Origin of the sequence: Wolbachia endosymbiont (group B) of Ischnura elegans, assembly GCF_947251585.1 — a bacterium.
In the GTDB taxonomy this organism is placed as follows: domain Bacteria; phylum Pseudomonadota; class Alphaproteobacteria; order Rickettsiales; family Anaplasmataceae; genus Wolbachia.
In genome coordinates, this window is sequence record NZ_OX366371.1 from 986,326 (window position 1) to 1,007,757 (window position 21,432).

Consider the following 21,432-nt stretch of genomic DNA (forward strand, 5'->3'; position numbering starts at 1 on the left):
GAAGGTGAGCTGTTTTGTTTATCTTGATGTTTGCAAAGATTGTGTCACCTGAATTGGCTCTTGACCAGACATGAATGTAGAAGGCTGTTGTTCACCTATTTTTTCCTGCGAATTTACTTTTCTCAATTGTGACCTAGTTTTAATTAAGTCGTCCGAAGAAATAATCATCCTCTCTGGTGTAGAAGGAATAGATGTACCTCTTCCACTATCAGAACCACCAAGGTAACTGAAAGAACTGCTTTTAGACTCAATACTGCCATCCATACTACTACTAAAACTTGAATGGATATTATTAGAAGCTAAACTACTAACAGAATTACTGCGAGTTGGGGTTCTATTAACCCCAGTTATGGATTAACCAACACAGTAAGGCTTAGAAATAGAAGGCTTTTTTGACTGCATGGAGTAGGAAATCAGAACAGAAAAAACATGAATTAGGAAATTTGTTGGCGATCTGTGTCTTGTGTGCTCAATCTCAAATTTGTTTTTCAAGGAGTCGAAAACAGTCTCAACAATCGATCTTTTCCTTAGTAAAATCTTCTCTTTCAGCGAAATCAGTGCGTTTTCATACCTTTTTTCACTTTAGTGACGAGTTTTAGACCTCTATCGAAGAGTTTCTCAAAGAGCTCTTTCTTTATATAGCCCTTATCTCCAAACAAAAGTCCAGTTAGTTTTTTGGTTAGAGTTGGCACAGATTTTCTGTCGTCAACGTTACCTCTAGTTAGAGTAAGTGCTTGAATTTCTCCAATTTCGTTAATCACCAAGTGCAACTTGAAGCCAAAAAACCAACCGTACGTGCTCTTATAACTATCCCTAGTATATGTATTTCCATAATATAAAACACAATACCACTTACTAATAACACTCTAATTTCTGCTAAACCATCAAAAACTTTGTTACTAGAGATCCTTTTTTTTGTGGCAAACGGCAATCGTAGAGGTGTCGATGTAGGAAGTACCGGTCATTTTCGCTTGTTCACAGAACCATTGCAAAAGTAATGCTAAATACCACAAAACTCGCGGCTTTAAGGCAATAAATCTGTGATATGAAGGCAGCTTTGAAAACTCTGATCTATAGAATAACTGAAGATAACAAAGATAAAAAGCCTTGAAGTTTTTACATGGTGATTTATGGTATAACAGGATTATGGTTAGAATTTCTGAGTGCGCTATTTCTGTTACTCTGGTTGGTTTTTTGCCTTTTGATAAGAACCTATTTGCAAAATTATCATCTACCGCACGACAAAAATCCTCGACGCAACAGTACAGTTCTGTAATATCTTTCTTCATGGGTAACCTCTTATTATTACTAAAATACTCGAGTTTACCCTGTTTCCCCCTTCTTAGTTCTACTTTTATCTATTTTCTAATCCATAACTGGGGTTGGTAATACTAATAGTAATAAAGTGACGTTGTTTGAAATTAAAACAGCTCTACAAGAACGTGGTTTTGGTATTTTAATAATTATTTTCTCCTTGCCACTGTCTGTACCTATACCAGTTCCACCTGGCTATACAACTATACTTTCCATACCTTTAATCTTATTTTCACTGTAGCTTCTGCTTGGGTTTCATTCTCCTTGGATTGTATATTAAATCAAAGCCGCAAGGCTATAATGAGCAAGGAGTGATACTGTCAATTGGATTGATTGATAGAAATCGTAGGCATCTCAGTACACTCCTTGCTTTAAAAAATGGAGTACGAACGGTAGGGGGATCAAAAAGATCGAATCACAATCCTGTACAACATTTACATTATTATTTGATTATATTTATAGGTACAAAAATGGCTAGAACAGTTTTCATTGGTATTGATGTTTCAAAAGAAACACTTGATATCTCAATTAACAATAAACATCAGCGTATAGAAAATGTAGAAAGAGCTATATCTGAGTTTATAAAGTCAAAAATAGTTAACGTATTTGTTAGGTTATGTGTAGTAGAATCAACAGGTGGTTATGAAAAACTTGTCATAAAGTTGTTACGGGAATATAACATAGCTGTTCACAGAGCTCACCCAAATCGGGTATATGCATTTGCAAAAGCCTGCAACCACTTTGCAAAAACAGATAAATTAGATGCAAAATTACTAGAAAAATATGCTGAATTTATCACAAAAAATGACGAAGTAATAGAATACATAGTTTCACAAAAGCAAGAAGAACTAAAAGAGCTAAGAGCAATTGAGCGCAATCTAAACGATGAAGTTCACGCAAATAAGTGTCGTTTGCATAAGGTTACAGGAAAAGCCAGGGAATATATAGAAAAACAGATAGAATTTGCAAAAAAACAATTAGAGCAAGTTAGGCAAGACATAGAAGATATAATAAACTCTGATCCAGAATGGCTTTGTTGCATAGCACTGATAGGCATGTAAATCACAATGAACTTACGCAGCTAATTTAAATTTAGCCATACCAATATCAGTAAATTTGTTCAGTAAGTAGCACTTAATTAACAGCTCTTTTTCACGATTTACCTCTGATTTATTTTTCAAGCCAAACCCAAATATTTGCTTCAACCTATAGAAAAAGACTTCAATATAAGACCGTGCTCCATACTTAACTTTTTTCTTCCATTCATTAATACCATCTTCATAATTCTCATATGACCTAATTCTACTAATATACTTGTTTCTTTCTGATAAGTAGTCAGCTAAACAAATTTTAGTATCCTTCCTAGGGCGAATAATAGGCACAATATTGTATTTTCTGCATTCTTTATACACACTTTTTATATCATAAGCCGCATCTGCTCGAATAGAACAAATGTTATATTTATCACTGACTTCTTCTAACATATCGCAGACCGGCAAATAGTCTACAGCAACACCACTAGTGTAGTTCATGCTTATTGCTTTCTTATCATTTATGTTTAAAATAACATGTAATTTTCTTACTTGACCATAACCACTGTATTTTCTTTTTTGAATATTAAGCTTACTATGCCCACCGTTATTATTGTAGATACTAACTCTAGTGCTATCTACGGCAATTTCAACATTTTCCAGATCATCTTTATTGCTTCTATGGTCATCAATCTTCAAATTAAGCTTTTTAAATCTTCTGGAAGCTTGTGTATAGCTGATAATCTTAAGTTTTTTGCCTATTTGTACCATATAACCTTTTACAAAACCTACAGCTTGTCTCAAGCCAATTCTAAAAAGATGAACTATTATGTGTATTAAAATTACAACTTTATCACTATAAGTGTTATTGCCACCTGCAACTTTTGGACTATTTTCATACCAATTTTCTATGGCTTGATTAACAAAATGAAAAACATTTCCTCTTTTTTTTAGAAACTCATTATATTCTCTTTGGTTACTTACTCTCATTTTTTGTGGCATAAGTTATACTTGTTTGAAAAATGCCTATTTTACAACAAAATGCGTTAGTAACCATAAGCTTTTCTCCTTACAATAACCTCAACCAACACTAGCTATGCAACAAAGCCTTCCTGATTTGAAGGAAAAAAGCAAACTGCTAACTAGCTATAAAGGTGTTGGACGGAAAACCGCAAGTATCCTACTCATAGAGGTACCTGAACTTGGCAGGTTAGATAATAAGGAAATAGCTTGTCTAGTTGGAGTTGCACCAAAAACTAGTGAAAGCGGAAGGAAAGTAAGCAAGGCCCAAGTCATAGGTGGCAGATTTTATGCTCGAAAAGCATTATACATGTCTGCTGTGGTTGCAATGCGTCATAATAAAAAAATGAAAGTATTTTACCAGCGTTTAGTTGACTCCGGCAAAGCCGCTAAAGTTGCTTTAGTTGCTGTAATGAGAAAAATCATCATTTGTTTAAATGCTATGATAAAAAACAATAATTTTTATCTTGATGTTTAAGACGGTAGATGCCAAATTGGTTGGAAAGCAAATCCTTTAAACGTTCAACACTAGACCTTGTGGTCAAAAAAACTTTACCTGCATTAAAAAAAATAGAAAAGTTCATGAAACCAAGAATGTCCTTTATCTTCCTAGAGCCAGGTGAAAAGATTTTGGCATTTATAATGTTAGTTTGTGCGTTGGTGATAGCCAATCCGTTTCCGTTAACTCACTTTATTCCAGCAATCGGTACAACTCTTATTTCACTTGGTATTATGAGTAAGGATGGGCTTGTCTCTATACTTGGAGTGTTGGTATCTTTATGTGGAATATTATTTGCTCTTATTGTAATGGTTAAAGGACCACAGCTTATAATTAGTACGTTTTCTTTTCTCAAAAGTTGTGTATATGGTTAATTTTTAACTGTGAGAACCTATTTTGAAAGTGAATAAAGAAGGGAATAAGATGAGGTAAGCAAAAAATAGGAGGGTAACAAGCGATATAAGTGACAAAGAATGAGAGCCAAGTGTTACACAAGGAGCGATAGGTCGGCTAAGAAAGCACAATATCAGAATAATTATCAATACAATAAGGTATATAATGAGAGGTGGTTGCCAGTGGAGCAAAAGATTTTCCGCATGGAAAACAGTGTACGACTATTTTCTCAGGTAGTGGCAAATTGGAAAAAATACATGATATGCTAGTAAAAGAGGTAAGAAAAATGGTTGGCAAAAATGAAACACCATCAGTAGGAATAATTGATAGTTAATCAGTGAAGACTACTCAAAAAGGGGATCTATAGCTGGCAAGAAAATAAAGGGTAGAGAACGTCATATTGTTGTAGACACAGTAGGCCTAGTTATTATGGCAGATGTTCACAGTGCAAGCGTTCAAGATCGTCATGTTGCTCTAGATCTTTTTATTCGAGCTAAAGTAAAGCCTTAAAAGATAATTATATCATAAGGATTATTAATATTACCATAATAATATCTGCCATATATAATGAAAATTAACCTTGTTCATAGAAACTAAAACAAAATGAAGAATGTTTCTAAAATATTCCATATACCTTCACACTATAGTGTAATACATCTAAGTTACTACTGATCACTTGCAAAAAATATTTAAGTGTAATATACTCAAAGTACTATGTATTTGTGTGGGGACAAAAATGAATCAACACTTCAAATTAACTAATCAAGAATTTAATAATAATACTGAGCTATTCGATTTATTAGAACTAAAAGCTGTACAGGTTGTAGGTAAGAATTATCAGGAGCTTAGTAGAATTTTAAAGAGACAATATAACAAGCTAGTGCTTGTAAATCACCCTGATAAAGGTGGAGATAAAAATAGATTTAATCAAATTTATAATGCTTATCAAGGACTAAAAAAATACATTGAACCTTTAGAGTCAGGTAATCCTTGTATTAAAGTGAGTGTTAATGCTGAAAGTAATGGTCGTTTAACAGAAAGAGAATTTTGCTATAGGCAGAAATTGTTTGTAAAGCTGGGAATCGGTAAAGAAGCTATAGGCGAAGATTTTGAAAAATTGAATTCTATGTTAGAAAAAAAGCTTTCTGAGGATGTTTTATTAAGAGATTATATTACGCAATTATATTCTTACATTCTTCCTCTAAATAAAAAAGAGAATCTAATAAAAGAAGACAAAAAAGCATTAGCATTAAAGTTTATAGAACGTAAAAATGCTTTATTAACTCTTCGAAATTTTGCTTGTGTGCCCTTGGCTCTACTAATTACTATTACTATAGCTTGCTACTTTTCATGTGCGATCATACTACTCAACTTCTTTATCAATAAAGTCACTCTTTTTTTACTAAATCATTATATGAAAAAATATGAAAATTCAGAGATTTCTACCGATGAATTTATAAATAAAGTTAGCTATATAATGCTAGGTAGCAAACTTCTTGTTACGTATCCTTTAGCTGCTTTTTCTGTTTATTTAATTGCAACAAATTTCATTGCTAATGGAATAACTATTGGTGGAGTTATACTTGGTCCAATGTTGTTATTAGCAACATTTATTGAAATATTAGCTCCTGTTTTTTTGAAAGCTTGTGAAATATACACTGAAAAACATACAAAAGATTTGTTAGAAGAGGATCCAAGGGATAGAGTGGAAAAGGAAACTGACTTATTGAAATGGTACGATCCAAGAAAACTACTAATGCCAATTATTATGCCTCTTGTTAGAAAATGCTTTGCAGAGGTAACAAATGAACTTGCTGAGAGAAATTTTGATGAAATAAGCACTGATCTATCTAGTGCTCGCACTGAGCAGTTACCTAAAAAACCTCAAACAATTGAATTTGCAGAGCAGAGTATTAAAGTATAGTGTGAGTTCCTTTATTATGTAGAGTAGCTTGCGTTTCTTGGAGATTGGAGACTACTATCATCTTTGCAGGCTCTTTCCAAAGATCGACTTTTGTCTCATCAGATTGACCGATCTTTTGTAACCGTTCACGGATTGTGAGAATGAATTAAAGAACTAAGCAGTGACAGCTACTAGATTCTGTAGCTTTTGAAAGGGGTTCTGGCCATTTAGACGTGATGTCAAAAATATCGACAACATTCTTTCCACGAATCTTTCTCCACGTTCTGACCAGGTGAAAAAGCTGTTTTTACGATAAATTACGTACCGTCTAATTTGCCGTTCTGCAAGGTTATTAGTTGTTTCTATCACTTCAGGTTTTCTTAAAAACTTCCACATCATATCCTCAGATCGTAACATCTTAGCGGCCATTCTTGAAGCTTGAGTGCTATTTGCAACCCTCGTCATTTTACGTAAAAAATGTTTTACCCTTTTCCGAATTTTTCGCACCAGTCGATAAAATCTCAAATTATCTATCAAATTTTGTTTTTTTGCCTTATCTACTACAAACACCTTATTGCTGAGCGATTTTAGTGCTTGGCCAATTTTGCTCACTTCAACATTTTTACTATGGGCAAATCTCTCAAAATCTCTTGCCAGATGTGCCCAACATATCTGTCTATTTTCACGATTGAAGTAATTGTATACAGCGTATCTATCGCTCACAACTATACCATCATATTCTGGCAGTAAACTCTTCAACACCTTCTTACCACGAGACTCGCTTACCTTCAGAAGTGTCAACGCTTTGTTTGTTATTACCCAACTCCAGCCTCTCTTTCCTTGATTTCTGTGCCCTGTTTCGTCTATATGCAAATACTCGCTTCCTTGCAACTCTTCCTTCATTTTCTCATATTCAGATGCACACTTCTTCGATACCCTGCGTTCAGTATTTGAGACTAAACCAAGGCTTATATTTAGATTAAAAATACTGCCCAAAATTTGCTGTACCTCTCTTTTTGAGTTAATAAAAAAGCCGCTAAGGCTGCTTATAACTGTTTTAGCATTGGGTCCTAGAAAATCTCTTGCAACACCTTCGGGTAAATTTGCTGTAATTCTTTTATTACATACTCTTATATGTTAAAAACAAGTCTTTATAAATGTCACGAAATGGCGGTATAAAGACACGCAGAGAGGAGGAACCGTACATACTCTTGGTCATAAGGGTAACCGTTCACGGAGATAAGGTGGTTTACAAAGTAAGTATAAAAGTGTAAAGAGATAGGAATCTAAATATGGAATGGGTAAATGACAACAGTGCTGCAAGAAAAGGTTGTAGCAGAAAACGCTAATCTCAAGGAAGAAATAAAAGCACTGATCAGAGAAAATGATAGCTTGAAAGCAAAAATAGTTGAATTAGAAGACAAATTGGGCTTAAATTCGCAAAATTCTCATCGCTGCCACCATCACGAGATATATATCGTAAGAAAGCAAAAAAGAAAAGTGATAAAAAACCAGGAGGTCAGCCAGGACATAAGGTGCATAAGCGTGAATTAATGGCTGCAGACGAGGTAGTGAGATGCACAATTGATACAATTTGTATGTGTGGAGGTAAGATTACTTTAGAAGATGAAATTATTCATCAGAAGGCAGAGTTGCCAGAAATTAAGCCAATTGTAACTGAGTACAGGTTGCAAAGAGGACATTGTAGCAGTTGTGTTAAAAGTCAATAGAAAAATTGATGTAGCTGTGAATAAGTACTTAAAATTTGTGTGGGCGTACTTATTCACAGCTATGCTATTGCTATATAGAAGCAGTTTTAGGGCTATACTCCTCAGTAAACAGTCTACCGTCTCTTACTAAAGAGTTAGCAAGGATAAGTAATTTTCTCATTGCAGCAGTAGAGGTAACTTTATATGGTTTTTTATATTGATTGTATAGCCTATCAAAGAAGATTTTTATATAAGAATTGTACCTTTGCGCACTAAGAATGCACATATGTAAAACCTTTCTAATTTGTGATCTACCACCCTGAATACACCTTTTTCCCTTACTAAAACCACTATCTCGATTAAAAGGTGCAACTCCGGAAAGGCTGGATATTTCTTTATGTTGGAGAGTTCCAAGCTCGGGTAGATAACAAATAAAAGTAATAGCTGTTATTGCACCTACACCAGGTATACTAGTTATTGACATGTACTTTTTTTTAAGCTCTTGATTTTTATCGACTAATTCCATTACCTCATCTTCTAAGACTTGAATTTGATTTTGTAAAACTGCAAGTAGCTCTTCCATTTGTTTGATTATAGATAAATCGGTTACTTGATGAGCTTGGGTTTTTTGTATTTTTGCTATTTCTACTAGTTGATTCCTGCGAGATAATTTTTGCTTCAAACAGTCAATACTACTAACTTTTAAAGGAGTGACACGCATGTCTGTATTACTAACATAACGTGAGATGATGCTACAGTCTATTTTATCAGTTTTAGTAGCAATACCAAGGCTTTTTGCATAATCTCTCACCCATCTTGGTTGAATGACATATACTTCAAAACCATGGCTTAATAAAGTATAAGCACATAATTTTTCGTACCCACCAGTTGCTTCAAGTCGAACTTTGGTTACGTTATGTAAACGCAAAAAGTCGATTATTTGATCAATAGCTTGAACGTTATTTTCAAATACTTTATGATGTCCAAGTGGATGAATATGGATATCTAGTTTATTTTTGCTAATATCAATGCCAGTAATAATATTTGATAAATTCATAATCCCTCCATAAATAATGTGTATACTGCATTTTCCACCCTTATATACGAGCCTAAAAGCTCAACCAGTTGTTCGGAACTTTCAGTATAATAAACCAGAGAGGAGAACCTTGCTGCAAAACGGTCCTTATGACCAAGAGTATGTACGGTTCCTCCTCTCTGCGTGTCTTTATACCGCCATTTCGTGACATTTATAAAGACTTGTTTTTAACATATAAGAGTATGTAATAAAAGAATTACAGCAAATTTACCCGAAGGTGTTGCAAGAGATTTTCTAGGACCCAATGCTAAAACAGTTATAAGCAGCCTTAGCGGCTTTTTTATTAACTCAAAAAGAGAGGTACAGCAAATTTTGGGCAGTATTTTTAATCTAAATATAAGCCTTGGTTTAGTCTCAAATACTGAACGCAGGGTATCGAAGAAGTGTGCATCTGAATATGAGAAAATGAAGGAAGAGTTGCAAGGAAGCGAGTATTTGCATATAGACGAAACAGGGCACAGAAATCAAGGAAAGAGAGGCTGGAGTTGGGTAATAACAAACAAAGCGTTGACACTTCTGAAGGTAAGCGAGTCTCGTGGTAAGAAGGTGTTGAAGAGTTTACTGCCAGAATATGATGGTATAGTTGTGAGCGATAGATACGCTGTATACAATTACTTCAATCGTGAAAATAGACAGATATGTTGGGCACATCTGGCAAGAGATTTTGAGAGATTTGCCCATAGTAAAAATGTTGAAGTGAGCAAAATTGGCCAAGCACTAAAATCGCTCAGCAATAAGGTGTTTGTAGTAGATAAGGCAAAAAAACAAAATTTGATAGATAATTTGAGATTTTATCGACTGGTGCGAAAAATTCGGAAAAGGGTAAAACATTTTTTACGTAAAATGACGAGGGTTGCAAATAGCACTCAAGCTTCAAGAATGGCCGCTAAGATGTTACGATCTGAGGATATGATGTGGAAGTTTTTAAGAAAACCTGAAGTGATAGAAACAACTAATAACCTTGCAGAACGGCAAATTAGACGGTACGTAATTTATCGTAAAAACAGCTTTTTCACCTGGTCAGAACGTGGAGAAAGATTCGTGGAAAGAATGTTGTCGATATTTTTGACATCACGTCTAAATGGCCAGAATCCCTTTCAAAAGCTACAGAATCTAGTAGCTGTCACTGCTTAGTTCTTTAATTCATTCTCACAATCCGTGAACGGTTACTGCTATAAGTTGGAATAGCAACTTAAGGTAGATTGCCAGCTTAATATATTTTGATAAATCCAAATTATTTTAGCTATAAGAGAGCTTTGCTTTTTTGCTCCATCAGAATTGGCTTACTTTTAGTGATTCATGGAGTTAAAAAAGTCAGCATTGCTCTTTGTTAAAAGTAATTTGTCACGTAAAAACTCCATTGCTTCAACAGATCCCATAGGGTTAAGTATCCTACGCAATACCCATATTTTATTTAGTATGGCCTTATCAACTAATAGCTCTTCCTTCCTTGTTCCGGATTTTGTAATATCAATAGCAGGGAATATACGTTTATCAGCAAGTTTTCTATCTAGTATAATTTCAGCATTACCTGTGCCTTTAAACTCTTCAAAAATAACATCATCCATTTTTGAACCAGTTTCTATAAGGGCTGTAGCGATGATTGTCAAAGAACCACCATTTTCAATATTACGAGCTGCTCCAAAAAAGCGTTTTGGTCTTTGCAGCGCATTTGAATCTACACCACCGGTTAGAACCTTTCCAGACGAAGGAATGACTGCATTATAAGCACGTGCAAGGCGAGTTATAGAATCAAGCAAAATCACTACATCTTTTTTGTGTTCAACCATTCTTTTAGCTTTTTCTATTACTATTTCAGCAAGTTGGACATGACGGTAGGCAGGTTCATCAAATGTAGAGCTTACCACTTCACCCTTTACAGAGCGTATCATATCTGTCACCTCTTCGGGTCTTTCATCTATAAGTAATACTATTAGTTCTATTTCAGGATGATTTGTAGCTATAGAGTGAGCCATTTGCTGAAGCAATATCGTTTTTCCTGTACGAGGTGGAGCAACTATCAATGCTCTTTGTCCTTTTCCAAGAGGTGTAACTATATCTACAGCACGCATGTTTATATCTTTTTTATTATCTCCGCTACTGTTGTTTTCAAGGATGAGGCTTTTTTCAGGATAAAGCGGAAGCAAATTATCAAAATGGACGTACTTTCTTAATTCACTGATTTCAGTAGAGTTTATACTTTGAACCTTAGTTAAAGTAAAATATCTTTCCTTATCACCAGGTGGCCTTATTTCTCCACATGCCATATCTCCTGTACGTAAATTAAACTTCTTTATTTGGCCATTGGAAATATAAACATCATCGGTACTTGGAGCATAATTTGCACTTGATGAACGTAAGAAACCAAAACCATCAGGCAATATTTCCACTACTCCACTTCCTGTGGTTATGCCTCCTTCTTCACTCATTTTCTTCATTAAACTGAATATCATTTCCTGTTTTAGCATCCTGCCATTGCCTTTACCACTAGTTGAAATTTTTCTTTCTTCAGCTAGCTCTAACAATTCTTCTGCTGTTTTCTCTTTCAACTCGCTCAGGTCCAACGTTTTCTTGTTTTTTTCAGCACCTTCACTGGTCATTTGTTTTACTGCGTCAGCATTATGAATTTGTTCGCTTTTTTCAGGTTGACCTACAACCTCTCCTTTTGCTAAGACATCTTCATTGATTGTTGTCATAATCCTCCAAAAATTTTAATTGATGCTTACTAACCTAAAATGTGAATATAAAACAATAAATTAGGCTGAGCTAGTTTTTAGTGCGTATTTAGACTTAATTATTATTAAACTAGATACTTTACTTACATTATACTGATAAAAACTAACAAGTCAAGTCAATTTAATATTAACAAAGTACAAGAATTTGAGAATCATCAATAGCTATTATTTATATTTTTTAATCTTTGTTTCTTCTCTTCTTCTACTTTCGCTTTTTCTACTTCCGCTTCTAAATTTTCCTGGCTACATAAACCAAGTAGTACAGGATCTTGAGGTTTGATATTGAGTATGTTATGATGAGATCCATCTCTTACCTGCTCAACTGTGTAATTTGTTGTACTAACTAGCTTAGCTATCACATTATTGTTCAAGATAGGAAATTTTTTTACCAAATAATAAATCGCATTAGGTTTATCTCTACGCCTTGCTGTGGAAGCAAAGGCAAGAAAGCTAATCGTCTTTGCCCTTTTTTTTATATTTTTTATAATCAAATTTGGTACACGATTTGGATTTTTTTTGCAATTATCGATTTCTTTTTCAGTAATTATTTCAGAAATAATAGGGTCATACTTTTCAACTTCTATTTCCTCATCAGCTATGTCTTGTACTTTTTCAAGGGATAACTTGCAACATTGTGCTATTTGATCAAAAGTTAAGCTAGTGTTATCAACCAACCAAGCAGCTACTTGCATGAGAAATTGTTCATTTCTATCTTTATTGTCTTTAGAAGATTCCATTGACATCGAAAAAACATCTCCCATTTTAATATTCCTTTACTGTTATAGAAATAAAATATAAACCATTAAAACTAAAAAAGCATTAACTTTGTCATCCAATGGCTTTTTGGTTTATATTTCTTATCTCTTAGAACCTGTTCATAATCTTTTGAGGAGGAAAGAAGTAAAAGCAAATTTGTAGGCTAGTATTAAGTTTACGCTCGCAATTTTTCCAAAGTCGCCTACATTTTTCCAACCAGGCAAAAGATCTCTCACGTTAGCTAGTTGTTACTCTCTAATCCTAAAAATTGGCGTTCTATACTGTCTTAAACGTTTTATAAGCTCGTTTCAGCTTATGTAGGTAAAAACCTAGAAATATTGTGAAGACATAAGGTGCACATAGTGCAAAAAATTAAAAATAAGACGCCAACTGTATAATACTTTTGTCGTTTAATCTGCACAGATTGGAGATAATAAAATACCTTCAGTCTTATGACGTCCAGTACAATGTTGCAAATTAAAAATCTCTCCATCCTGGGCTGGTTCTTCGATTCTAAATGCCACCTCTACCTGGTCATGACTAATCTGAATTCGTTCTACTAATGCTTTAATGATACCACGCTTAGTTTGCCAATCTAGCTGTTCCAAGTTCGATTTTATACTAGTATAAAGACTCTTTATACTGTTGATGATAAGGTTCATTCCCTTCTCTATTGCTTTTTGATCAACTACCTTTTTCTTCTCTTCTTCTATCCCTCTTAAGCGTTCCCTCATTCTTTTCATCGTCTGTTTAAATTCTTCCTCACTTATATATCCTTTATCTCCTACATTTTCTTGACTATAATAGTCTTCCATTAACTTTTCGATGCCTTGTTTTATTTGATTTTCCCTTCTTGCAAACTTCTTATCTGATGATTCATCATTTTTATTTTCTGCAATTCTACGGTGATACTCATTTTTTATTATCTCTGGGTTTTTTAGTAAATTTTTCACCTTTTCCCATATAGCTGTTTCTAACATATCTGTACGGACCAATTTATTAGTACACTTCTCCCTACCATCAGTAATACGTATAGTACTACTACAGCGATAATAGCTAAACTTTTTTCCCTCAACTCCACATTGTGCACCACTATACGCATATCCACAGTTTTGACACACAACTAGACCTTGTAATAGGTATTTCTTTTTTCCTCCCTCTCTCTGCATCCTTGCTCTTTTTCTATTTTCATCCAGTTGCTTTTGTACTTTATTAAATAACCCTTCATCAACTATTTTTGGTACTGGTATATAAATCCAGCTGTCCTCATCTGTGCGACAGATAGAAATCTTTTGTTTATTTCTTTCTCTTTTTTCAACCCTCTTTAATTTACCAAACGCTGCTTGTCCTTTATATGCTGGATTTCTTAACACCTTCCAAATTATTATTGGACACCACACCTTCTTTCCAGTTCTTGTTCTAATTGACTTATCTCTTAGTCTACGTATCACTTCCCTTATACTTATTCTCTCTTGCCCTACCCACATGAATATCTGCTTTACTATTTTTGCTTCCTCTTCATTTATTTCAAACTTTGTCTTTTCTCTATCTACATGCTTTATACGATTATAACCAAAAGGTGCAATGCCAATTACACTTACACAGCCTTTTTTTGCTCTATGGAGTTTTCCCCTACGACTACGTTCCATAATCTTTGTACACTCATATTCTGCCACTAATCCTTGCATTCCCAATAACAATTTAGACTCTGGATTATTTTCAGTCTTATGATTTAAGAATATTACTTCTACTCCTGCTTTTTCAAATTCATCAAGTAATATCATTTGATGTGCAGATTTTCTTGATAGTCGGTCAGGTGAATGAATATAAATTTTATCAATTTGATCTTCTCCTACTTTATCACGTAATGCATCTAAACCTTCACGTTCTAAACTCCACCCACTAAGCCCATCATCCTTAAATTCATACTCATTCAATAACTCATGCTTATCTGCAGCAATTCTATGCTTGAGCTCGGCAATTTGACTCTCTATTGTATTGTTCTGCGCTTGACTCTTCGATGAAACTCTTGCATATAAGGCCACTGTTATCATTTTTCTTTATCTCCTTTTCATTGTTTCTTTTTACCGCATACCTTAGTAACAGCTCATAGGCGTCTGCTAGATGTTGTTCCGCTAATTCATCTGGCTCGTATCGGCAAGTTAATGTTCTTTTTCTCATAGTTTCTCCTGCAAATGTTTTTGTAGTGCAAGGAGCCTTACCACTCCTTTTTTCCATCAATCCATTTACTCTTATGAAAAAGACCAACTTTTATCAGCTACAGCCTTCAAATTTGGTCTAGCCCTTCCTTTACCAACTGCTGTTGCGCTTTCTGATACGACTCTTATTTTTTTAACAAACTTTCCATTTTCTCTGTTTCTTTCTTTAATACCTCGGCTATTTCTTTGCTATTTTTCGCATAATCCATCGCTGTTATTCCAAATTTATCTGCTTGCTCTATTTCAGCCCCTGCTTTTACTAGCTCCTCCACTATTTCTTTTTCTCCTACCATACATGCAAGATGCAGCGGAGTGCATTTATTGCCATACTCTTCAGCATTTACATTCCCTCCTGATTTTATCAATTCTCTAACTGTTTCTAGACGTTTCTCCGTTATCGCTAGATGCAGTGCTGTATGTCCTCTTACATCTGCTGCATTCACATCTACTCCTTTTTCGATTAATAACCTCACTGTTTTTACCTCTACTGCATAATGTAGAGCTGTTCTTCCTTTTTCGTCTCTTTCATAAATATTTTTAAACGAGTTCTCTAATAGTGACTTATCTTTTTTACCCAGCTTTACCATAACTTACCCCACCTTTTCTTTAAACCTAAGCCTTCCTTTTTACCACCTCATCTATCATTGCATTCACTTGGCTGATTATCTTGCTTGCTAAATTTTGACATTCTTTCTTTATTAGCGATTTGTCTCTCTTCCTTATTTCTCCTATCTCTATTATTTTTAGCTCCGGCAAATAACTCCCATTCAACATGTCTGCTATTTCTCCCACTAGCCCCTCTATTCCATAGCACGTCAGTTCTCTACTTTTTGTTATTCCTCCTTTTTCTCTCAAAAATTTACTCGCCTTTTCACTCTCTTTGCTATCACATAGACGATACTTTTCACTTTCCCAGATGTAATACATTGGCGTTGCGCCGTACTTATTCAGTTGATTAACTTCAGCTCCAGCCTTTACCAGCTCTTTTATTATTTCAACTCCTGCTCCTTTGCACGCAGAGTGGAGTGGCGTACATCCAGTGACATATTGAGTGGCATTTACTTCTGCTCCTTCTCTTAGCAGCACTTTTACATTTTCTAAACTTTTTGCGAATACTGCACAGTGCAGAGGTGTATAACCATTTTTATCTCTTGCATTAACCTCTGCCCCTTTTTTTATTAATAACCTCACTGTTGTGTAATCGGAGATTTCTACTGCTTGGTGCAATATCGTCTCTCCTTCTTCATTTCTTTTATTAATATCGTTACTTGATACTTCTTTAAAAAACTTACTCTTGCTAAAACTGTTTGGTAGAAGCTGTAGCTTTACTCCTCTCGTTTGAGTTTTATTACTACAACTCCCCCTAAAGAACCGTGCTTGCAGATTTCCCGCACACGGCTCATCAATATTAGTTTTCACAGTCGTCCCTCTTATGCATATAAAGAAAAATGTATTTTTGGCTTTGGTAATGGATTTACTTCTACGTAGTGTACAAACTGTTCCCAGGTCATACTCTTTTTCTGACTACGCCGATTTATCCATTTAAATGCTAGCTTTCTTACTGATGTATAAAATTGTTTTAAACACCAATAATTTCCGCTAATACCAAAGTAGTTATAGTGTCCTGTTAATTTAGCCTTCAGTACTTGCCACCAATCTTTAAGTCGAATACTTCCGCGGACTTTTTCCAACCACTCTTTGATTTCTTTTAGTTTTCTGGCTAGATTTAACTTTGAGGTTTTATGTCCCATCATTAATCTACCAAGACGACTTTTTGCACCATAGTGCGTAAACCCCAGAAAATTGAAACTTTCCGTCCTTCGTTTCTCTCTTATCGCTTGTTGCCACTCCCTCTTGCCAAACTTTACTACTCTGGTCTTGTTTTCAGATACTTCCAACCCGAATTTATTTAACCTTTGTTTCAGTAATTCCAGAAATTCTTCCGCGTCTACCTTACTTTCGCAACAAACCACAAAATCGTCGCAAAACCTTATTAGTTGTATATATCCTCTGGATCTTGGTTTAAATTTCTTTTCAAGCCATAAATCCAACACATAATGTAAGTATATATTTGCTAATACAGGACTTACTATACCACCTTGGGGTGTACCTTGTTTTGTTGCTTCATAATATCCAGCTTCAACTATCCCTGCCTTAAGAAAACGCTTTATTAACCACAGTAAATTTGGGTCAGTTATTCGTTCCCTTAGACATCTCATTAGCCATTTATGCTGTATATTATCGTAGAACTTCTTGATATCCACTTCTACAATGTAGTTTATTGGTTTGTACCTAACTGCTTTATCTAGTGCATTTACCGTTTGATGACAGTTTCTTCCAGGTCGAAATCCATATGAGCTGTCCAGAAAGTTTGCCTCGTAAATATTTTCTAATATCTTCTTCAGCATAATCTGTACCAACTTATCCTCAGTTGATGGTATTCCGAGTCCGCGTTTCTCTTTACTTCCGGCTTTTGGTATATACACCCTCCTCACCGGTTGTGGTTGATATTGCTTTCCCTTCATACTATCCACTAGTCCTTCCAGTCGCTCTTTTAGATTTTCTCCGTAAGCTTCCACTGTTACCCAGTCTATTCCACAAGCCTTGTTACGCTTTAGCTCTTTATAACACTCTGCAAGGTTTCCTACATTTATTAGATGTATTAGCGATGTGAATTTCAGTCGCTTATCTTGCTTTGCTCTTACTGCTATCTGGTTTAGTTTATCTTGCATGTTATTCCAACCTCCGTTGTATTGGCATAGCAATCCCTATACCAGTTACTATATTGCTGATCGCTTCCCCTTGTACGTGGCTTTCCCACACTCCGAGTACTATCAATCAGTCCGACTTCCTCTGCATCTTCCGCTAGTTCTTGCCTTTGTTGACTTGTTCCAGCGTACCTTTATAGGAATGCATAGGATCTCCCAAGTTCACTTGAAGTCCATTTCAATACATGGCACGGTCTCAGATCCCGATAGAGTGAGTGATAACTCGCCTTTGCATTATCCCTCATGCTGTCTTCCACCGAAATGAAAATGTCGACCTCTATGTCTTCAGGTATTTCGGGACTCAATCCCTTCACTTTCGTTGTACCCTGCATTGTCCATTCCACTAGCTCTATTACACTCGTTACCTCATGCAACATAGTGGTCTGTTCTAAACTGTTGGCTAGACTTTGTTTATGTTGGATTTTCACCAACTGTTCTCCAAGCACTTCTTGGCGCACCATTTCATACCTCACAAAATTAGCTTTTCTAGCGTCAGATAAATTTCTTATATTTACCTGCTGCTATTCAAGTCATGTCTATTTTAGCATAAGAAAGCAAGTCTTTTTCTTTTTATTTCATACACTTTTACCTATTATTAATATAATATATGAGGATCTAAATATAAATGCTTAGCTTATTAGAGATATTACTTGACTACTTTTCCAACTTCTGTGCAAATGTCGATGTTCGTGCCACCTAAGTACTCCTGGGTAAAACACTAAAATGTAATTTTCTAATTCGTGTATTGAGTCTTTTTGCTCTGAATCTGAGTCATTTTTATAGTAAACGTTGTGTTCTGCTAAAACATATTTTCTGACCTTCTGATCTGTATAATTTTCTACTTTGTAACGATGGATAATACTGAATCTTTCTAAAATTGGTTTGTGTTTTAAATTCCAACGTTGCCCTGAAAGTGTATCGCTTCCCAATACAAATTTATTTCCTCTTTCCTCTACACTACCAACTGGAAAACATGCGTTTATTTCTCCTAAATTCCAACTGTTGTAAGTTAAAAATATGATATAAAGGAGATAAGAGGGAAGATAACCCTACTCACTATAGGAATAGAGTTATCACGGGCGTGTGCGACCGACCAACTGTTGGTATTATAACCGTTCGGATCAAGGTACACTAGCCCATCTCTCGATACGTTTGAATAGTTGCATGGGACATATGTATGCACCCGTTTACAATCTTAAATTAATTAAAACTAATCGAGGTTATTATGATTACATCTTATCAAAATTTTATTGGCATTGATATCGGAAAATTTAAAAATGTTGTTGCAGTTCACAAACAGAAGAACGCTGTCGAATTCGACAATGATACTGCTGGCTGGCAACAATTGTTTCAAGATTTTTCAAATATCTTACCTAATTCTTTAGTAACTCTGGAAAACACTGGAAAATATGAGCTTGGCTTAGCACATTTTCTTGTTGATAAAGATATTGCTGTACATCGAGCTAATACTCGCAAAGTAAAAAGCTTTGTTCTATCTCATGGAACTTTAGCAAAGTCTGATCAATCAGATGCAAGAGCCCTTGCTCAGTATGGGTTTGAACGCTATAGTACTCTATCTCTATTTGCACCTATGTCAAAAGAACAAACAACCTTAGTTGCACTTTGTCAACGTCGTGATGACATTACAAAAATGAGAGCTCAAGAGAAATCTAGGCTTGCAGCACCTGAAAACGACCATATAAAAGAAAGCTGTCAGAAAACTATTGAATTCTTTAATAGCCAGATAGATGAGCTCAACAATACCATACAAAAAATTATTGATGAGAATCCAGAGTTACAAAAGCGCCAAAAAATCCTTAAAACAGTTCCAGGAATAGGTGCAAAATTATCTCAAGATTTTCTGTGTCTAATGCCAGAACTTGGTTATGTAAGTAGGGGAGAAATTGCAAGTCTTGCTGGAGTTGCACCTCATCCGAAAGAAAGTGGTAAAACTATTGGTTATCGCAGAATAAGTGGTGGCAGAAGCAACGTTCGTGAAAAGCTTTTTACAGCTGCGATGTCTGCTTCAAGGTCTAAGTCTGCGCTTGGTGCCTTCTATTCAAGGCTTGTTGGTAAAGGTAAAAAGAAGATGGTGGCTATGACAGCTCTAATGCGTAAAATCATAGTAATTGCCAATGCGAGGCTTAAAGAAGCAGTCAATGTGAATTAAAAAAATCTGCATAGAAAATAGGTTAACGAATATGTGCGTCTACACACATTTAAAGCACATATTCGTTAACCATAAGATCTAAGCAGTAACTGTTGTTTGATACAAAATTTTTCTATGATTAAGTTAGGGTTTTTATTGTCAAAAATGCACTTTTTACTCGAATAAAAAACAAAATTACAAACAAAAGTTGTAATGAAACTAAATTCAAAAAATTTTAAAAAACATAGTTGATCTGATAATACTATCTGCGCTTTTGCAAATTTAATCGATGGTAATAAACTCTGTGGTAATGGATATAGTGCTTTTAAGTTGTACCACAAATGATTTCTTTCATAAATACCGTTATAATTCTTTGTGTGAGGCTCTGTTTCTCCAAGGATTGCTACATCTAGGCGATATATATCATTGCTTAAAGCTCGTTCATAATGATCGCGTAGATAGTTTTCTATAATCCTAATAACTGGACCACTAGACCTGAAAAATTTACTCTTCCAAATGATAACACTGGTCCATCTTTTTCTATTTTTACCCCTGAATAATCAGAAAGAAGATCTCCAAATAAACTCTCATCCAATATAAATCTCTGCACATTATAATAATCGTTAAAAATCCTCATCAACCTCGATCTTACAGGCAGTGATAGTTTTGCCAGCTCTACTACTGCATCTACGAAGAAGTCATTTGGTACCTCTTTTATCCCTACTTGCAACTCAAAAAAGTGTTTACCGGGTGGTTCTTCGATGATTGTAATGTCTTCTATATTTGCCCACTTGAGTGCTATTTTAAGTGATTTAGGTGTTCCTCGCAGTCTTTGAAATTTTACTCCTTCTACTACTGCTTTTCTTCTATCTTTTACCCAGCGTAGTATTTCTTCTAAACCATATTCTTCTATTATCCACGGCAATGTTTCTTCTTCCAATCTAAATTTAAATCCTCTAATACAGCTTGGATCAACCTTATAATCTATCGCATCTACTAGCGCTTTTTCCTGTTTTGTTGCATTTGGTGGCAATAACATTAATTCAACTCAATCTTTAAATTTTTCAAATTTGCAGATTCATTTCCCAGAACCACAACATCCTCTCTTGGCTCGATCAATTCCACATTTTCTACACCATCTACAAATAGATTCGCTATTATCCATGATCTTGTTACACTCCACCCTAATCTTTTTACTAATTCAAACTTCTTAATAAACTGCTTCTTGATTTCTTCCTCTGATATTACAGGACTCATGCTCATTCTGCTGTGAATATCTATTTCCGTAATATTGCAACCAATTACTGTTATCGTATCTGTTAAAACCCTTATATCATCTCTAGTAACCTGCTTTTTTACAATTTCTAGTAGTTCTTCTGACACTATGCCAGTTGTGGATAATTGTGTTGATAAGATTGAAATTTGTACTTTCCCTGGTATAGGTGATTCTACTAATGCATCTTTTACTCTACTATCTGCTGACAGTGCCTGATAACGATAATACTCTTTACTTCCTCCTGTACTCCAGCCTTTTATTTTTGCTTTTATTCTTTTTCTAAATCGTTCGTCCTCTTCTTCTTTTTCTCTCTCTACTCCATAAAATTCAGCTAAATTACCAAGATCTTCTCCCGTTGCAAATTTTAGTAAATTACTTTTTACAGCTTCATTTATTCTTTCTCTAAGCAAAAGTTCTCGCCATGCTGCTACTTCTAATACCTTCATTGCTGGATCACTTTCTACCAATCCTGTAAAACTTGCATCTCGCTTTACTAACTCTTCCTTCATTCTCGAAAATATTTCCTCATATCTTAGTTTTTCAATAATATTAGATGTTTGCATT

At 34.9% G+C, this 21,432-nt stretch carries 19 protein-coding genes and 8 pseudogenes; 12 read left to right on the plus strand and 15 right to left on the minus strand.

Features of this window, described 5'->3' with window-relative positions; all coding sequences use genetic code 11:
* Positions 1-70: 70 nt before the first annotated feature.
* Positions 71-226, plus strand: coding sequence for a hypothetical protein (locus OPR58_RS05020; protein ID WP_265023107.1), 156 nt, complete (start codon positions 71-73; stop codon positions 224-226).
* Positions 227-354: 128 nt separating this feature from the next.
* On the opposite strand, the pseudogene OPR58_RS05025 reads toward OPR58_RS05020, so the two are convergent.
* A pseudogene (locus OPR58_RS05025) lies at positions 355-1,289 on the minus strand (IS982 family transposase).
* A gap of 83 nt (positions 1,290-1,372) precedes the next feature.
* Between OPR58_RS05025 and OPR58_RS05030 the strand changes: the two are divergent.
* Together OPR58_RS05030 and OPR58_RS05035 are read left to right on the plus strand one after the other, a co-directional pair.
* Positions 1,373-1,552 (plus strand): annotated as a pseudogene (locus OPR58_RS05030) (exopolysaccharide biosynthesis protein); the annotation flags it as partial.
* Between the two features lie 232 nt (positions 1,553-1,784).
* Positions 1,785-2,339 (plus strand): annotated as a pseudogene (locus OPR58_RS05035) (IS110 family transposase); the annotation flags it as partial.
* 48 nt (positions 2,340-2,387) lie between these two features.
* On the opposite strand, the gene OPR58_RS05040 reads toward OPR58_RS05035, so the two are convergent.
* A complete protein-coding gene (locus OPR58_RS05040) occupies positions 2,388-3,347 on the minus strand; it encodes an IS5 family transposase (protein ID WP_265022394.1) in 960 nt (319 codons plus the stop codon).
* Positions 3,348-3,456: 109 nt separating this feature from the next.
* Between OPR58_RS05040 and OPR58_RS05045 the strand changes: the two are divergent.
* From OPR58_RS05045 to OPR58_RS05060, 5 genes and pseudogenes are all read left to right on the plus strand, one after another.
* Positions 3,457-3,843 (plus strand): annotated as a pseudogene (locus tag OPR58_RS05045) (transposase); the annotation flags it as partial.
* Between the two features lie 8 nt (positions 3,844-3,851).
* Positions 3,852-4,238, plus strand: a pseudogene (locus tag OPR58_RS05050) (exopolysaccharide biosynthesis protein); the annotation flags it as partial.
* A gap of 172 nt (positions 4,239-4,410) precedes the next feature.
* A complete protein-coding gene (locus tag OPR58_RS11275; protein WP_353281068.1) occupies positions 4,411-4,494 on the plus strand; it encodes a hypothetical protein in 84 nt (27 codons plus the stop codon).
* Between the two features lie 162 nt (positions 4,495-4,656).
* Entirely contained in the window at positions 4,657-4,767 is a 111-nt protein-coding gene (locus tag OPR58_RS11280) for a hypothetical protein (protein WP_353281069.1), read from the plus strand.
* Between the two features lie 226 nt (positions 4,768-4,993).
* Complete coding sequence (locus OPR58_RS05060; protein ID WP_265023111.1) at positions 4,994-6,181, plus strand: molecular chaperone DnaJ; 1,188 nt, start codon at positions 4,994-4,996, stop codon at positions 6,179-6,181.
* 153 nt (positions 6,182-6,334) lie between these two features.
* On the opposite strand, the gene tnpC (OPR58_RS05065) is transcribed toward OPR58_RS05060, so the two are convergent.
* On the minus strand, positions 6,335-7,294 hold the full coding sequence (gene tnpC / locus OPR58_RS05065) for an IS66 family transposase (RefSeq protein ID WP_320109902.1): 960 nt from the start codon (positions 7,292-7,294) through the stop codon (positions 6,335-6,337).
* Positions 7,295-7,465: 171 nt separating this feature from the next.
* Between tnpC (OPR58_RS05065) and OPR58_RS05070 the strand changes: the two genes are divergently transcribed.
* Both OPR58_RS05070 and OPR58_RS05075 read left to right on the plus strand, forming a co-directional pair.
* On the plus strand, positions 7,466-7,714 hold the full coding sequence (locus tag OPR58_RS05070; RefSeq protein WP_265022268.1) for a DUF6444 domain-containing protein: 249 nt from the start codon (positions 7,466-7,468) through the stop codon (positions 7,712-7,714).
* Positions 7,714-7,890 carry an IS66 family transposase zinc-finger binding domain-containing protein gene (locus OPR58_RS05075; RefSeq protein WP_406846499.1) on the plus strand — a complete coding sequence of 59 codons (177 nt, stop codon included), beginning with the start codon at positions 7,714-7,716 and terminating at the stop codon, positions 7,888-7,890. The genes OPR58_RS05070 and OPR58_RS05075 overlap by 1 nt, the downstream gene beginning before the upstream one ends.
* Before the next feature lie 70 nt (positions 7,891-7,960).
* On the opposite strand, the gene OPR58_RS05080 is transcribed toward OPR58_RS05075, so the two are convergent.
* On the minus strand, positions 7,961-8,926 hold the full coding sequence (locus OPR58_RS05080; protein WP_265022277.1) for an IS110 family RNA-guided transposase: 966 nt from the start codon (positions 8,924-8,926) through the stop codon (positions 7,961-7,963).
* A 234-nt stretch (positions 8,927-9,160) separates the two neighbouring features.
* Here OPR58_RS05080 and tnpC (OPR58_RS05085) point away from each other — a divergent pair, with 234 nt between their 5' ends.
* Positions 9,161-10,099 carry an IS66 family transposase gene (tnpC, locus tag OPR58_RS05085; RefSeq protein WP_265023147.1) on the plus strand — a complete coding sequence of 313 codons (939 nt, stop codon included), beginning with the start codon at positions 9,161-9,163 and terminating at the stop codon, positions 10,097-10,099.
* A gap of 155 nt (positions 10,100-10,254) precedes the next feature.
* Here tnpC (OPR58_RS05085) and rho read toward each other — a convergent pair whose 3' ends face one another.
* The 9 genes and pseudogenes from rho to OPR58_RS05130 form a co-directional block, all read right to left on the minus strand.
* Positions 10,255-11,661 carry a transcription termination factor Rho gene (rho, locus tag OPR58_RS05090; RefSeq protein WP_010402274.1) on the minus strand — a complete coding sequence of 469 codons (1,407 nt, stop codon included), beginning with the start codon at positions 11,659-11,661 and terminating at the stop codon, positions 10,255-10,257.
* A gap of 194 nt (positions 11,662-11,855) precedes the next feature.
* The gene (locus tag OPR58_RS05095) at positions 11,856-12,461 is read right to left on the minus strand and encodes a cell cycle transcriptional regulator TrcR (RefSeq protein ID WP_010402270.1); all 606 of its coding nucleotides are present in this window, start codon (positions 12,459-12,461) and stop codon (positions 11,856-11,858) included.
* 114 nt (positions 12,462-12,575) lie between these two features.
* Positions 12,576-12,690 (minus strand): annotated as a pseudogene (locus OPR58_RS05100) (IS5/IS1182 family transposase); the annotation flags it as partial.
* Between the two features lie 176 nt (positions 12,691-12,866).
* Complete coding sequence (locus tag OPR58_RS05105) at positions 12,867-14,510, minus strand: recombinase family protein (protein ID WP_265023112.1); 1,644 nt, start codon at positions 14,508-14,510, stop codon at positions 12,867-12,869.
* Positions 14,419-14,694, minus strand: coding sequence for a hypothetical protein (locus OPR58_RS05110; RefSeq protein ID WP_017532679.1), 276 nt, complete (start codon positions 14,692-14,694; stop codon positions 14,419-14,421). The genes OPR58_RS05105 and OPR58_RS05110 overlap by 92 nt, the downstream gene beginning before the upstream one ends.
* Positions 14,695-14,800: 106 nt before the next feature.
* Positions 14,801-15,262, minus strand: a complete 462-nt coding sequence (locus OPR58_RS05115; RefSeq protein ID WP_236514967.1) for an ankyrin repeat domain-containing protein — start codon at positions 15,260-15,262, stop codon at positions 14,801-14,803.
* Positions 15,263-15,287: 25 nt separating this feature from the next.
* Positions 15,288-15,935 carry an ankyrin repeat domain-containing protein gene (locus OPR58_RS05120; protein ID WP_265023158.1) on the minus strand — a complete coding sequence of 216 codons (648 nt, stop codon included), beginning with the start codon at positions 15,933-15,935 and terminating at the stop codon, positions 15,288-15,290.
* Between the two features lie 170 nt (positions 15,936-16,105).
* Positions 16,106-17,407 (minus strand): group II intron reverse transcriptase/maturase, encoded by a 1,302-nt coding sequence (ltrA, locus tag OPR58_RS05125; protein ID WP_265022346.1) that lies wholly within the window; start codon positions 17,405-17,407, stop codon positions 16,106-16,108.
* Between the two features lie 665 nt (positions 17,408-18,072).
* Positions 18,073-18,447, minus strand: a pseudogene (locus OPR58_RS05130) (phage tail protein); the annotation flags it as partial.
* Positions 18,448-18,668: 221 nt separating this feature from the next.
* Here OPR58_RS05130 and OPR58_RS05135 point away from each other — a divergent pair.
* Positions 18,669-19,613, plus strand: a complete 945-nt coding sequence (locus tag OPR58_RS05135; RefSeq protein ID WP_264336326.1) for an IS110 family RNA-guided transposase — start codon at positions 18,669-18,671, stop codon at positions 19,611-19,613.
* A 230-nt stretch (positions 19,614-19,843) separates the two neighbouring features.
* On the opposite strand, the pseudogene OPR58_RS05140 reads toward OPR58_RS05135, so the two are convergent.
* Positions 19,844-20,631 (minus strand): annotated as a pseudogene (locus OPR58_RS05140) (phage tail protein); the annotation flags it as partial.
* Positions 20,631-21,431, minus strand: coding sequence for a baseplate assembly protein (locus OPR58_RS05145; protein WP_265022509.1), 801 nt, complete (start codon positions 21,429-21,431; stop codon positions 20,631-20,633). The pseudogene OPR58_RS05140 and the gene OPR58_RS05145, both read right to left, overlap by 1 nt.
* Between the last annotated feature and the right edge of the window lies 1 nt (position 21,432).